The 13,656-nt window shown below is 58.9% G+C and carries 14 protein-coding genes and 1 tRNA gene; 7 read left to right on the top strand and 8 right to left on the bottom strand.

Annotation, left to right across the window (positions count from 1 at the left end; genetic code table 11):
* Positions 1 to 125 precede the first annotated feature (125 nt).
* Positions 126 to 1,340, top strand: coding sequence for an aldose 1-epimerase family protein (locus ACK1U9_RS07970; RefSeq protein WP_153670728.1), 1,215 nt, complete (start codon positions 126 to 128; stop codon positions 1,338 to 1,340).
* A gap of 147 nt (positions 1,341 to 1,487) precedes the next feature.
* Here the strand turns inward: ACK1U9_RS07970 and ACK1U9_RS07965 are convergent, their stop codons facing one another.
* Complete coding sequence (locus ACK1U9_RS07965; protein WP_153670729.1) at positions 1,488 to 1,661, bottom strand: hypothetical protein; 174 nt, start codon at positions 1,659 to 1,661, stop codon at positions 1,488 to 1,490.
* Between the two features lie 356 nt (positions 1,662 to 2,017).
* On the opposite strand from ACK1U9_RS07965, the gene ACK1U9_RS07960 reads away from it, so the two are divergent.
* A complete protein-coding gene (locus ACK1U9_RS07960) occupies positions 2,018 to 4,225 on the top strand; it encodes a hypothetical protein (protein ID WP_286195687.1) in 2,208 nt (735 codons plus the stop codon).
* Positions 4,226 to 4,367: 142 nt separating this feature from the next.
* Here the strand turns inward: ACK1U9_RS07960 and adhP are convergent, their stop codons facing one another.
* Positions 4,368 to 5,378, bottom strand: a complete 1,011-nt coding sequence (gene adhP, locus ACK1U9_RS07955) for an alcohol dehydrogenase AdhP (protein ID WP_153670731.1) — start codon at positions 5,376 to 5,378, stop codon at positions 4,368 to 4,370.
* Between the two features lie 381 nt (positions 5,379 to 5,759).
* Complete coding sequence (locus ACK1U9_RS07950) at positions 5,760 to 6,434, bottom strand: polysaccharide lyase family 7 protein (protein ID WP_153670732.1); 675 nt, start codon at positions 6,432 to 6,434, stop codon at positions 5,760 to 5,762.
* A gap of 261 nt (positions 6,435 to 6,695) precedes the next feature.
* Between ACK1U9_RS07950 and ACK1U9_RS07945 the strand changes: the two genes are divergently transcribed.
* Positions 6,696 to 6,893: a hypothetical protein gene (locus ACK1U9_RS07945; RefSeq protein WP_046614920.1), complete on the top strand. Its 198-nt coding sequence runs from the start codon at positions 6,696 to 6,698 to the stop codon at positions 6,891 to 6,893.
* Between the two features lies 1 nt (position 6,894).
* Here ACK1U9_RS07945 and ACK1U9_RS07940 read toward each other — a convergent pair whose 3' ends face one another.
* Together ACK1U9_RS07940 and ACK1U9_RS07935 are read right to left on the bottom strand one after the other, a co-directional pair.
* Entirely contained in the window at positions 6,895 to 7,308 is a 414-nt protein-coding gene (locus tag ACK1U9_RS07940) for a DoxX family protein (RefSeq protein WP_085599310.1), read from the bottom strand.
* Between the two features lie 103 nt (positions 7,309 to 7,411).
* A tRNA-Leu gene (locus ACK1U9_RS07935) sits at positions 7,412 to 7,496 on the bottom strand.
* 198 nt (positions 7,497 to 7,694) lie between these two features.
* Between ACK1U9_RS07935 and ACK1U9_RS07930 the strand changes: the two genes are divergently transcribed.
* From ACK1U9_RS07930 to ACK1U9_RS07915, 4 genes are read left to right on the top strand one after another with little or no spacing between them, the layout of a single operon-like run.
* The gene (locus ACK1U9_RS07930) at positions 7,695 to 7,970 is read left to right on the top strand and encodes a hypothetical protein (RefSeq protein WP_046614969.1); all 276 of its coding nucleotides are present in this window, start codon (positions 7,695 to 7,697) and stop codon (positions 7,968 to 7,970) included.
* Between the two features lie 42 nt (positions 7,971 to 8,012).
* Positions 8,013 to 9,170, top strand: a complete 1,158-nt coding sequence (locus ACK1U9_RS07925) for a two-component system sensor histidine kinase NtrB (protein WP_046614970.1) — start codon at positions 8,013 to 8,015, stop codon at positions 9,168 to 9,170.
* Positions 9,171 to 9,176: 6 nt separating this feature from the next.
* A complete protein-coding gene (locus ACK1U9_RS07920) occupies positions 9,177 to 10,622 on the top strand; it encodes an ATPase domain-containing protein (RefSeq protein WP_449109813.1) in 1,446 nt (481 codons plus the stop codon).
* 11 nt (positions 10,623 to 10,633) lie between these two features.
* Positions 10,634 to 10,987, top strand: coding sequence for a response regulator (locus ACK1U9_RS07915; protein ID WP_046614972.1), 354 nt, complete (start codon positions 10,634 to 10,636; stop codon positions 10,985 to 10,987).
* Between the two features lie 45 nt (positions 10,988 to 11,032).
* Here the strand turns inward: ACK1U9_RS07915 and csrA are convergent, their stop codons facing one another.
* The 3 genes from csrA to modC all read right to left on the bottom strand — a co-directional run bounded on the left by csrA (position 11,033) and on the right by modC (position 13,655).
* Positions 11,033 to 11,230 carry a carbon storage regulator CsrA gene (csrA, locus tag ACK1U9_RS07910; RefSeq protein ID WP_004375914.1) on the bottom strand — a complete coding sequence of 66 codons (198 nt, stop codon included), beginning with the start codon at positions 11,228 to 11,230 and terminating at the stop codon, positions 11,033 to 11,035.
* Positions 11,231 to 11,483: 253 nt separating this feature from the next.
* Positions 11,484 to 12,506, bottom strand: a complete 1,023-nt coding sequence (locus tag ACK1U9_RS07905; protein WP_196187990.1) for a DNA topoisomerase IB — start codon at positions 12,504 to 12,506, stop codon at positions 11,484 to 11,486.
* Positions 12,507 to 12,563: 57 nt separating this feature from the next.
* Complete coding sequence (gene modC / locus ACK1U9_RS07900; protein ID WP_196182758.1) at positions 12,564 to 13,655, bottom strand: molybdenum ABC transporter ATP-binding protein; 1,092 nt, start codon at positions 13,653 to 13,655, stop codon at positions 12,564 to 12,566.
* Between the last annotated feature and the right edge of the window lies 1 nt (position 13,656).

The following is a 13,656-nucleotide window of genomic DNA, read 5'->3' as shown; positions in this document are numbered from 1 at the left end:
GCCGAGGCTACTCCCTGAAAATAGCTAAAGAAACCCGTGCCAATCGAAAGCATCTCTTTGGTTAGCTTGCTGAAACGTTTCTTCGTGTCTATAAAGGGGAACAACTCCAAGAAAGGCCACCTGTCATGCCCCTTCTCAAATTCTTCGTTGCTCTCGCCGCCCTGTCCGCAACCTCCCACACCATGGCCTGGGATTACGTTCTGCTCGACACCGACAAAGCCGCCCAGAACTGGCAGATCAGCAGCCAGCAACTTGGCGTAAAAACTGACAAGCCCTTCAGCGTTACCTTGCGCACTTTGCACGGAGGCCGGCAAGAGGGTGTCAGCATCGTCGACATCGATAACGGTACGATGAAACTTTCGGTAGTGCCGACCCGTGGAATGAACGTCTTGCAGGCGTCGGTCGGTAATGTGCGCATGGGCTGGGATTCGCCGGTCAAGGAAGTGGTCAACCCGTCCTTCATCGAGCTCAATGGGCGCAATGGCCTTGGCTGGCTGGAGGGCTTCAACGAACTGGTCGCCCGCTGCGGTTACGAATGGGTCGGCCACCCAGGCGTCGACAATGGGGAACTGCTGACCCTGCATGGTAGGGCTGCCAACATACCTGCGAACAAAGTCACCCTACACATCGATGAGAAACCACCGTACGCCATCAGCCTGCGTGGCGAACTGAAAGAGCAGGCGTTCAAGAAGGTCGACTTCTCCGTCGTGACCGAATTGGTCACCGAACCGGGCAGCGTGATGTTCGCCCTCAACGACACCCTGACCAACAACGGCGACTATCCGAAGGAATACCAGGCGCTGTATCACAGTAACTTCAGCACCCCGTTTCTGGAGCAGGGCGCTCGTTTTGCCGCGCCAGTGAAACAGGTGTCGCCATTCAACGACAAGGCGAGGGGAGAACTGCCCGATTGGCAAACCTACCGAGCGCCGACCAAGGACTATGACGAAACGGTTTACAACGTGGTGCCGTATGCCGATGAGCAGGGCAATACGTTGACCGTGTTGCATGACAAGGCTGGCAATCTGGGCGTTTCGGTCGGCTTCAATACGCGGACACTGCCTGTATTTTCCCTGTGGAAAAATACCGATACCCAAGGCCAGGGTTATGTGACGGGGCTGGAGCCGGGGACAAGTTTTTCCTACAACCGCCGTTACCAGCGGCCATTGAACCTGGTGCCGACAATCGGACCGAAGGAAAACCGGCAGTTCCACATCAGCTACAGCTTGCTCACGGACAAGGTGGCGGTGGACAAGGCCTTGAAGCAGGTGAGCGAGATTCAGGATGGCCGCGAAACCGAAGTGCGGCAGACGCCATTGGTTGATCTGACCAAGGGGTAACCCCGGCCTTGGCATGTCGGCCGGTGTTGCAAAGCATCGGCCAAAATGTTCATGTCACTATCCAGTGACGTTCAAGGTTTATAAAGGTGTTGGCTTCACGTCTTTGCTTCACGATATTGCATTTCTAGAATTGGATCGCAAATCCGACTATGTCGGTTCGTTTCCGGCCCCGCTCTCCACCATTCGAAAGCCCCGCAGATTGACGTCTGCGGTCTTTTTCAATGCGATCAGCCCAATCAACAGTACGATCTGCCCCATTTCGGCCAGCGCGCGCACGACGGATTGCGTGCGCTTGCTCGCCTGGAAATCGGAAAAGCTCATCTGGTATGGGTAGGCCTTGTTTGGATGGTTGAACAGAGGGCTACTCCAGTACAAGTCGGACGCCCGTGCTGAATGGATCGAAGAATACCTAGCATATTTGCTAGTTGCGTTGTGCAAGGCCACTTGGCAGAGTGAAGTTCCGATTGCACTCAAAGGTGCTCTTGATATGACTCGGTGTTGCAGATCTTTCGCGATTTGTTCGACCTGCTATGTGTTTATGTCTTTCGTGGAGGTAAAGCCGACTCGAAGAAAAATTTAGGTGGGCGAAACAAGCGCATGCACGGTTTGGGTCGGAAAAGGTAGATAGGTTCTGCCCTTGCCTCAAGGTTATATTCGAATGGAGCGTTCCCGTGAATATGAAACTATGGTTATTGGCCCTGATTTTCATGCTGTCAAGCGGTTGCGTTTTGGCGCGCCAGCCCGGTGTTGACAACGCCATTAATGCTGCACAGGCAGGTAAGGTGGTGGATAAGTCACGACCCTTCAATGAGTACCAATGGGTGATGTCACATAATTCTTTTGTCACCAGCACCTGGACTGGTCTGCCTAATCAAAAACTTTCAATTTCTGATCAGTTAGCCCGGGGCGTCAGAGGGCTTATGCTGGACACATATAATGACCCTGTTGAGTTGTGTCATCCTCGAGGGGATTGTCAAGCGAAGCTGCAACAGGTTTTGGCTGAGGTAGTCGCGTTTTTGATGCTGAATAGAGACGCTGTAATCACTATTCACTTTGAGGATCGTGCTGACAGAGCAGCCATGCAGAAGGCGTTTGATGCGGTTCATCTGATGGGGCATTATGTTTTCAATCCAACAGGACGGTGGGCCGGACGAACTGAATGGCCTACATTGCAAGAAATGATCGATTCTGATCAGAGGCTTGTTCTCATCACGCAAGAACAAAAAAACGCAGGCGCTTATTCTAACAATGTTTACATGTTCGAGGATCAGGATATTACTGTCGAAAATTACTGGTCTTTGGGGAGTACCATTTTCGATCACGACCTAAGCTGTAAAACACGATGGGATAGTATTCCGCTGAGTAGACAGACAGCCAGTCACGGCGATTTCAAAGGCTGGTCACGGCTTTTTGTGATGAACCACTATCATTCAGTTCCCCTGAGTACGCACAGTGGTGACGACAATGAGATTGGCGGCAGAGTAGGGCTGGTAGATAGAATTAATAAACAGTGCAAGCCTGCGGCCGGCCGAGACCCTAATTATATTGCTGTTGATTTCATCGAGCAGGGTGATGTGCTGGAGTATGTTGAAAGGCACAATAATGGGGGGATTACTGCCTATGAGGGTAACAACCTAACTCAATCCCTGGTTTGTACCTTTTCTACTGCATTTAATCGAAGCATTAATTTGCAGGGCAGCGATCAGGAGCGGCTTGGGTGCGAGAATGACGAGATGCGATCCTTTTCGCTGTCGGGTGTCAAGAAAGGGACGCGAATTACATTTTTCGACAGTCCCAGTGGCGATATGCAAGACGATTACGCGATTGTCGATATCAAGCGCGATATCGGTCGCGATAAAGTATTAGGAATAAATACTTTCGAGCAGAACGTTTTCGATAATGATGAGTATCATATGGTTTGGGTTAAGAATAATGGGCTTGACGGGAAGGTTAGTCGGATCAAGGTGGAGACTGACGTGTCGGGCGATTATTCAGATGCTAAAATCGTTCTGTATGAAGCAGAAAACGGTGGTCAAAATAATCTTTGTACTATCCCGCTAGATAGGAATTACTCATTCAATTTCCCTGGGAGCCAGGGGTGCGACAATGATGAGGCTGTTTCTGCTCGTCTGCTCAAGGCGGCGAAAAATACAATCATTCAGTTTTATGGCAATTGGAATGCAAACACTTGTGACCAAGGGTGTTCAACCATAACTGTCCTAGAGAATGTAGACACGCCTGTCACAATTCCCACATTTAAAATTAGCTGGACCAGCCCTGATGGAAAGGTCAAGGTTGTTCGTTCGGATGACAGCGAGCAACTTGAAGGGAAAATATCCTCGGCTCGCATAGAACTTGATCCCTTTATTGGCAAGAATGTCGTGCCCGACACGCTGACATCGGAGTCAGACGGGTACTGGGGAAGTTGGGGGGGCATCGCCAAATGTCCCGCCGGAAATTTCGTCTGGGGATTCAGATTAAAGAGTGAGCCCTCCGTGGATGGAGATGACACAGCCTTGAATGCCGTCGAAATGTATTGTTCCAGAGATACTCTTTTGCCGATCAGAAGCAAAGAAGGCCCTTGGGGCAAAGAGATTAAAGACCCTATCTTCTGTTCAGCTACTGATGGACCTGTGACCGGATTTCAGATTCGCATCGAAAAACCACTCGATGGTGATGATACTGCTGCCGGTAATGTCCGATTGATCTGCAGGAACGGGAGGGTTTTAAAATTGGAACCATCCGCTCAATGGGGTGAGTGGAGTAAGATCTTCTCTTGCCCGGATGGTCAGTCTGCAGATGGTTTTGTAACCCGTGTCGAGGATCCTCTTGATGGGGATGATACGGCACTCAATGGTATGCGATTGCACTGTAAGCCCAATTAGACACGTGGTTTAGCTCACACCAAAGGGCACGTCAGTTGTCAGGCCGGTGCCCAGGCTCCTGGATTTTGAAAAGGCAAAAAGCCCGTAGATGATTATCTATGGGCTTTGTGTTTGCTCGAAATGACGATCTGCTTTCAGGCAATCACCCCTCGAACTGAATCACCATCCGCCCTTTGATCTTGCCCTCCAGCATCTCATCGAAGATCTGGTTTATATCCTCTATCGGCCGTAGGGTCACCTTCGGCACCACTTTCCCTTCCGCCGCAAACTGGAAAGCTTCCTGCAGGTCCTGTCGGGTCCCGACCAGTGAGCCGATCACTTCGATACCATCCAGCACCAGGCGAGGGATATTCAGGTTCATGGCTTCCGATGGCAGCCCGACCGCAACCAGGCGGCCCCCCGCACGCAGGGCATCAACCGCCGAGTTGAAGGCAGCCTTGGCAACGGCGGTAACCACGGCGGCATGGGCGCCACCGGTCTTGGCCTGGATGACCTTGGCGGCATCCTCGGTGCGTGAGTTTATGACCAGGTCAGCGCCCATCTCGCTGGCGAAGCGCAGTTGCTCTTCGTTGACGTCGATGGCGATCACTTTGGCGTTGAAGACGTTCTTGGCATATTGCAGGGCAAGGTTGCCCAGGCCGCCGAGGCCGTAGATGGCGATCCATTGGCCGGGGCGGATGTTGGAGATCTTCACCGCCTTGTAGGTGGTCACGCCAGCGCAGGTAATGCTGCTGGCGGCAGCGGAGTCGAGCCCGTCGGGCACTTTTACCGAGTAGTCGGCCTTGACGATGCAGGCTTCGGCCATGCCGCCGTCCACGGTGTAGCCGGAGTTCTTCACCTCGCGGCACAGGGTTTCGTTGCCGCTGGTGCAATACTCGCAATGCCCGCAGCCCTGGTAGAACCAGGCCACGCTGGCGCGGTCGCCCGGCTTGAGCGAGGTGACGCCTGGTCCAATTTCCTGGACCACACCGATGCCTTCGTGGCCTAGCACCACACCGGTCTTGTCACCGAAGTCGCCATTTTTCACGTGCAGGTCGGTGTGGCAGACACCGCAGCATTGCATCTTCAGCAGCGCTTCCCCGTGCTCGAGGGGGCGCAGGGTTTTCTCCACCACATCCACGCGACGGCCTGGTGCAACAACAGCAGCTTTCATAGGAGCCTCCGTGTCTATCTGAATGATATCGGCGGGGTTAGCATAGCCCTCGCCTGGTGGGGTAAAGCTGCTTCAGGTCATGGTCTTGGGTGGGAGGCTTGGACGCAGCAGGTACCTGCCCTGCGCGGGCACTTGCAGGAGCGGCCTTGTGTCGCGAAAGGGCCGCAGAGCGGCCCCGGGATTTCAGCGGTGGCGCATAAGTTGTTGGGGCTGCTTTGCAGCCCATCGCGACAAAAGGCCGCTCCTACAGGGTTCTGCGTAAGGCTCGCCACAAAAAGAAAAGCCCGCGGCAATAATGCGGCGGGCTGCAAGAACATACGGAGCAGGGCCAGTGTGCCCACCCGGATGTCAGTATTTCGTGAAGGTCAGGTCATGAGCTTGTCATGCATGGCTCAGTTCCAGTTGGCTGATGACGCACACCGAACCGTCCTCGGCAGGCGTGTCGGCGGTGTAGTCCACCTGGTTGTATACCCCACCATGGAAGTTGAGCGTGCGCGTTGCCCAGGTCGCACCCAACTGCAGGGGCGATGTGCTGCCAATACGGCCGTTGCAGCTTGCACTGACCGTGCAGGCGCCGTTGTTCGTCACGTCGATGCTCACATCGAAACCGGCACCGAGCGGTACGTCGGCCAGCACCGTGCTGCTGCTCGTGGCCGTCTGGTTGAAGTCGGTCCGGAAGCCCACGGTGATCTTGCCCTTGTTCCAGAACACCTTGATGGGCGGGTTGTCGTCGTCTTTGACGTGCATCTGGGCAATCACCACCTTTTGCGCAAAGTTCACTTTCTGCAGTGTCATGGTCTGGTAATTGCGGTGCCGGGCGCCGCTGTTCAGCGCCCAGTACGCCGGCTCCTTCCACTCGCAGCGGGTACGGTGGGTACTCTTGCTGGATGCGCCCTTGGTGGGGGCGGTCATGCGGATCGAGCCGTCACTCAGGCGGGCGATGACTTCAGGCAGGGTCGCCAGCGCCTGGGCACCGGTCAACTCCAGGGCTACCGGGTTGGTCGCGGACTTAGGCACGGGGGTGGTGATGATGAGGTTGTCGATATATACAGCCATGGTCTTTCTCCTTGAAAAACGACAGGTCCTGCATCATTTGCGAGCCTGGCCAGCATGGGCGCAGTTCACTGTGATTTGCCAAGGCTGGACGAAGGGAAAACCCAAGGGGATAAAAAAGCCCGCCATGGGAGGCGGGCAAGCAACGTTTGAAGGGAGAGCCAGCAGAGTGGACCCGGCCGGTTAACCGAGCATTAAGCGGTAACGCATTGACCTGCGCAGCCGATCAGCCTATACAAGCCTGCCACCAGCCCAGGAGCCAGCATGCACGACGAAGACGACTTGCACGAACCCGAGCACGATCACCTGCTTGACCACGAATTCCTCTACGACGATTCGGAGCCAGAAGCGGATGCCCAGGGCGCCGAGGATGAGGTCGAGGAGGACGAGGAAACGCTGGATGACCTCGATGACGAGGAGCGCGATCACCCAGCCTGGTTCGATGACTGCGAAGACGACTGACTCAGCGCCCGTCTACCGAAAAACGCCCTGGGCCGCTCACTGCCAGCATCAGCAGGCCACCCATGATGCTGAGGTTTTTCAGGAACTGGGTCATGTTGGCGCTGCGCTCAGGGTCGACCATGTTCCAGAACGGGTGGCCCAGCAGCGCCGTACCCAGTACGAAAAGCGCAAGCAGGAAGGCCAGCGGTCGGGTGTAGAAACCGAGGATCAGCAGGATGCCGACGACGAACTCCATGAGCACGGCAACTGCCGCTGCCAGCATTGGGGCAGGGGCGCCCAGTGAAGTCATGTAGCCGACCGTGCCTTCGAACCCGGTCAGCTTGCCCCAGCCAGACAAGACGAACAGGATCACCAGCAGCACGCGGGCAATCAGGATAAGGATGTCGCGTTGACCATCGAAAAGGGAGTAGCGCATGGCGGCGTTCCAGTGGGCGGGTACAAGCACCACTCTAGCAGCTGCGCAAAGGATTGCCGGCGGGCAGCAAAAAGGCGCCGCAAGGGCGCCTTCGCAAGGAATTTGGTGCGAGTGGCGGGACTCGAACCCGCAAGGCTCACGCCGACAGATTTTAAGTCTGCTGTGTATACCAATTCCACCACACTCGCACGCATGAAGGGGCCGTAACGACCAGCTCGCTTCTAAGCAGAAGGGCTTCGCAATCAAGCGCGCTTTATAACCCATTGTTATAGTTGAGTCAACCACAGCGCCTATGATCAACAGAATGAAGGGTCGATCGAATGGGCAATTGACACCTTGCTGTCATTACGCCACTGTTGCCCTCTATTGGATCCAAGAGTGTGGTGATGATTCAGTCCAGTGCTTCCGAGCGTATCGTGCGCCCGCGGCTGTTCTGGCGACTGTTGTTCGTGCTGGTAGTCGTGTTGGGGGCGTTTCTCTACCTCAGCCTGATCAGTCTTGGTGGTTACCTGCTGCTGCTGGGGCTCGATGCAGAACACCCTCAATCGCAGCGGCTGATGGCCCTGGCCGGTGGCGGGTTTATCCTGCTGGTTGGCCTGTGGCTGCTGAAAGTGGCGATGCCGCGGCGCATCAGCCCGGTGCTGGTTGAGCCACAGCGTTGAACCTCGCCCTATCTTCCGTCCTGCCGTACCGGTGGAGCTCGCATGGTTTCAGCTGATTGTCTCGACCACCCCGTCATGCCTGCCCACCGCTATGAACAGCTGGTTCAGTCGGTAGTGGATTACGCCATCTACATGCTCGACCCGTCCGGCCATGTGGTGTCGTGGAACGCAGGTGCGCAACGCATCAAGGGGTATCGTGCCGATGAAGTGATCGGCAAGCATTTCTCGTTGTTCTTCACCCCGCAGGATTGCACCGAAGGCCGCCCGGAGCGCTTGCTGCGCCAGGCGCTGGAGCAGGGCGTGGCGCAGGATGAAGGCTGGCGTGTACGCAAGGATGGCACGCAGTTCTGGGCGCTGGCCGCGCTGGATGTGATCCGCGATGACCAGGGCCAGGTCGTAGGCCTGGCCAAGGTGACCCGGGACATCACCGACCGGCGCGAGTCGGCGCTGCAACTGGATGCGGTGCGCGCTCAGCTGTTCCAGGCGCAGAAGCTGGAGGCCCTCGGCCAGTTGACCGGTGGCCTGGCACATGACTTCAACAACCTGCTGACCATCATCATCAGCTCGGCGCGCCTGGCGCTGACCACCCAGGACCCGGTACGCGCCCAGCGCATGCTGCAGCATATTCTGGATGCAGGGCAGCGGGGCACCGAACTGACCCAGCAGTTGCTCAGCTTTGCCCGCCACCGCAAGCTTGATGTGGCTTGCGTCGCCCCGGCGAACCTTATTGCCGCCACCCGTGGTCTACTGGAGCATGCGCTGCCTGGTTCGATTGACCTGGAGGTGGTGTTGCAACCGGACCTGCCCCTGATCGAGGTGGATGCCGGTCAATTGCAGATGGTGCTGCTCAATCTGTTGTTCAATGCTCGCGATGCCATCCCGGGGCAGGGCCGGATCGGGTTGACCGTCGATGTGGTCGAACTGGCAGGCGAGGTGGAAGGCCTGCACGGCGGGTTTGTGCGTTTCGAGGTGGAAGACAGCGGTGAGGGCATCGCGCCAGCGGTGCTGCCGCGGATCTTCGAACCGTTTTTCACTACAAAGCCCTTTGGCAAGGGGACTGGCCTGGGCCTTAGCCAGGTGTATGGTTTTGCCAGGCAGAGCGGTGGTGCCATTTGCGTCGACAGTGAGCCCGGCCGGGGAACTTGCATGCAGCTTTACTTGCCCATCTATCAGCGGACGGAAAGCCAACTCGACAGGTAGAACACGATGGCACAGGCACTCAGGCGGCTGGTGACGGGGATCGATGGGCTCGATGCGTTGCTCCAGGGTGGCCTGGTGGCTGGCGCGTCCTACATCATCCAGGGCCCGCCGGGGGCGGGCAAGACCATCCTCGCCAACCAGCTGGCCTGCGGGCATGTGCGAGGCGGTGGCAGGGTGCTGGTGGCGACCTTGCTGAGCGAGTCGCACGAGCGGCTGTTCCAGTACCTGGCGACTCTGGAGTTCTTCGACCCGGCGCTGGTCGGCGACCCGATCCAGTTCGTCAGTGCCTTCGATGCTCTGGAGCAGGAAGGCCTGGACGCAGTGGTACGGCTGCTGCGCCAGGAAATCGCCCGTCAGCAGGCCAGCCTGCTGATTGTCGATGGCGTGCTCAATGCCCGGGTGCGTGCGGAAACCGCGCTGGACACCAAGAAGTTCGTCTCCGAACTACAGGGCCATGCGGCCTTTGCCGGTTGTACCGTGCTGCTGCTGACCAGCGCCCGGCTGGAAGAAGGCAGCCCGGAGCACACCATGGTCGACGGTGTTATCGAACTGGGCGAGCAACTGTTCGGTAGCCGCGCCGTGCGCCATATCCAGCTGCGCAAGACGCGGGGCAGTGCGGCGTTGTCCGGGCGCCATGAATGTCTCATCGATGGAGACGGCATGCACGTATACCCGCGCCTGGAGTCGCTGTTCAGCCACCCCAGCCATATGGGCAGCGCCACACTGGAGCGCGTCGGTAGCGGGGTGGAGACCCTGGATGAAATGCTCGGTGGCGGGCTGGCCACGGGCTCGGTCAGCTTGCTGATCGGGCCTTCGGGTATCGGCAAGACGTCATTGGGCCTTGCCTTTCTCGGCGCCAGTAGCCCACAGGCGCCGGGGCTGCATTTCGGCTTCTACGAAACGCCGGAACGCCTGCGAATCAAGGCTTCGTCGCTGGGTTACGATTTTGCAGCCATGGAGCAGGGTGGCAGCCTGCAGCTGTGCTGGCAGCCGACCACCGAGGGCCTGCTGGACCAGGTCGGTGCACGTCTGCTCGAGCGGGTCGCGGCGCAAGGCAGCAAGCGTGTGCTGATCGACAGCCTGGGGGCGTTCAGCCGCCTGGCCACCGACCCGGCGCGGCTCAATGCGTTTTTCCGCGCCCTGGTTGGCGAGCTGCGCGCGCGCAATGTAAGCGTGATGCTGACCTGGGAAATGCGCGACATCTTCGGAGCGGAAATCAGCGCTCCGGCCCCGGACCTGTCGAGTATCGTCGACAACCTGATGCTGATGCGCTTCGTCGAGCTGGATTCGCAGCTGCGGCGCATGCTGTCGATCCTGAAGGTGCGTGACAGCCACCATGACCCTGCCTTGCACGAGCTGCTGATCGGGCCGCAGGGCATTACCCTGCGCAAGGCGTTCGAAGGCGCCTGCGGTGTGCTCTCGGGAACGCCGGTGCCGCAGGAAGGCGGGTGACGGGGCGGGCGATGAACACCATCCTGATCGTCGATGACGAGTACCTGATTGCCGACATCCTCGGTTACGCCCTGGAGGACGAAGGTTTTCTGGTGGAAAAGGCGAGCAACGGCCGCAAGGCGCTGGAGGCACTGAAGGAAAAGCGCGTTCAGCTGGTCATCACCGACTACATGATGCCGGTGCTCAACGGTGAGGAATTGGTGCGCTCGATGCGTGAAGACCCTGCCTTGAGCAAGTTGCCGGTCATCCTCATGAGTGGCGCGCAGGCCAACCAGGGATGCCCGCAACTGTTCGCTGCGGTGTTCGACAAACCGTTCGACATGGACTGTATGATCGCCAAGGTGCACGAACTGCTGGGCACCTGAGGCGTGGGGCGATCAAGCGCGTCCGTGCGGCTTGAGGCAGGTCGCTCAGTGCGAGTCGTCGTGCTTTTCCGGCGCGGGGCTGCCGGCCTGGATACGCTTGAAGATCTCTTCGCGATGGACCTGGACATCTTTCGGTGCATCGATCCCGATCCTCACCTGCATCCCTTTGACGCCCAGAATGGTGACTTTGATGTCATCGTTGATGACGATGCTTTCGCCAACCTTGCGGGTGAGTATCAGCATGTAGTTCTCCTTGGTGATGTAAAAGTCCGTCGGGCTAGTTGCCACGGCGGCGGGAGCTTGTCCCTCTTCCTTCTCATTAAAGACGCTTTCGGCGGATAGTAATTCCCCGACAGACAAATTCTGTTGCGTGTCTTCAGTCGCAGGTGCCGAAGCAAACCGCCAGCGGTTTGTCGGCCAAGGTGCTCGGTGGCAAGAATAGGGTGCTTGGCGGCCAATGGGAAATTTCTTCGCATCATGGTCTGAATAGACCGGGTTAATGGTCATCCTGTTCCTCGAGTGCCTGAAGAAACAACAGCAAGGCCACCTCTTCACGGTCCAGACCTTTGCGTACACGGTTCTTCGGCAAGTTGGCCAGGCGCCCAAGGGCATAGTGTTCAAGTACCGCCGGGTGAATGTAGCAGCGCCTGCAAACTGCCGGTGTATTGCCCAGGCGTGATGCGACCTGGCGGACGATGGCGGCAACCTGGCGTTTGGCTTCGCTCTCGGGCTCCCAGGCCAAGGGCCTGAGCAGGGCCAGGGCCAGGCTGCTTCCGGCCCAGGTGCGGTAGTCCTTGGCGGTGAAGTCGGCACCGGTCAGCTGCTGCAGAAACTGGTTGACCTCGCTGGAGCCGACACTGTGACGCTGGCCGTCGTCGTCCAGGTACTGAAACAGCGCTTGCCCGGGCAGCTCCATGCAGCGCTTGAGCAGGTTGGCCAGGCGCCGATCGTTGAGGCTGACGCTGTGCTCGACGCCACGCTTGCCGCGGAACTGGAAGCGGATGCTGCTGCCTTTCACCTCGACATGACGGTTGCGCAGGGTGGTCAGTCCATAGGACTGGTTGTCACGCAGGTAGCGCTGGTTACCGATCCGGATCAGGGTGTGGTCCAGCAGGCTGACCACCAGCGCCATCACCTTTTCCCGGTCCAGGCCCGGCCGGGCAAGGTGGGCGTGCAGCTGTGCACGCAGTTTCGGCAAGGCCTGGGCAAACGCCAGCATGCGCCCGTACTTGTGCTGGTCGCGTACTTCGCGCCACTGCGCATGGTAGCGGTACTGCTTTCGGCCACGGGCATCGCGACCTGTCGCCTGCAGGTGGCCTTGCGGGTCGGCGCAGATCCACACCTCGGTATAGGCCGGTGGGATTACCAGTGCAGCGATGCGGGCGAGAGTATCGCTGTCGCGCACCCGCTGGCCGTTGGCATCCAGGTAGATGAAGCGGCCCCGCCAGCGCCGCCGGGTCAGGCCTGGCTGGCTATCGTCGACGTAGTGCAGGGTGCGTGGAAGGGGGCAGTCAAGCATGGCTGGCAGGCCTCGATCAGGTCACTGATCAATGGACACCAGCGACGGGGCCGATGCTCAGCCTAGCAACGCCACCGATTTGATCTGCGCAAACAGCACCTGGCCCGGGTGCAGGCCGAGCTGGTCTGCCGAAAAGCGGGTGATGCGCGCTAGCAGGGCGTTGCCGCCGGCATCCAGGCTGACCAGTACATGGGCCCGGTTGGCGGCCGGGCGGCTTTCGCGCACGCGCACCGGCAGGCGGTTGAGGATGCTTGAAGTGCTGTCGGCTGCCAGGGCCAGGCTGACGTCACGTGCCTGTACCTTGACGCGCAAGGTGCTGCCCACCACCTGGGCCGGGTGGGCGATGCGCAGTAGCGGCCCGTCATTGCCGGACAGGCGCAGGTCGAGTAGTTCGTAGTGCGGGTCATACCCCACCACCAGGCCCTCGAACACCACGCCGGCATCCTCGCCCTCGGCCAGCGACAGGTCGAGACGGGCCAGGGTTTCGCCGATCGGGCCGCTGGCCACTGCCTGGCCTTGCTCCAGCAACACCAGGTAGTCGGCCAGCCGCACCACTTCCTCCTGGGCATGGCTGACATACACCAGCGGGATGTCCAGTTCGTCGTGCAGGCGTTCCAGGTAGGGCAGGATCTCGCGCTTGCGCGGCCCGTCGAGGGCAGCCAGCGGCTCGTCCATCAACAGCAGGCGCGGGCTGCTGAGCAGGGCGCGGGCAATGCCCACCCGCTGCGCCTCGCCACCGGACAAGGTCGCTGGCCGGCGTGCCAGCAAGTGGCCGATACCCAGCAACTGGCAGGCCTGGTCGAGGCTGACCTTGCGCTCGGCGGCGGCCACCCGCCGCCAGCCGAACTCCAGGTTGCCGCGTACCGACAGGTGCGGGAACAGGCTGGCCTCCTGGAACACATAGCCCACCGGGCGCAGGTGCGGTGCCTGGAAGTAGCCCCGGGCGCTGTCTTCCCAGATTTCGCCGTTGACTTCGATGTAGGCGCTGGCGGCCCGCTCCAGCCCGGCCAGGCAACGCAGGCAGCTGGTCTTGCCAGAACCGGAGTGGCCGAACAACGCACTGATGCCGCGGCCGGGCAGGTGCAGGTCTACGTCCAGGGTGAAGTCGTCGCGCGCCAGTTTCAGGCGCGCCACAATCGATGCGCTCATA

The sequence above is a fragment of the Pseudomonas sp. XP1 genome (assembly GCF_053557675.1).
Note: the sequence above shows the minus strand (reverse complement) of the source record. Positions and strands in the feature narration are given on the sequence as shown.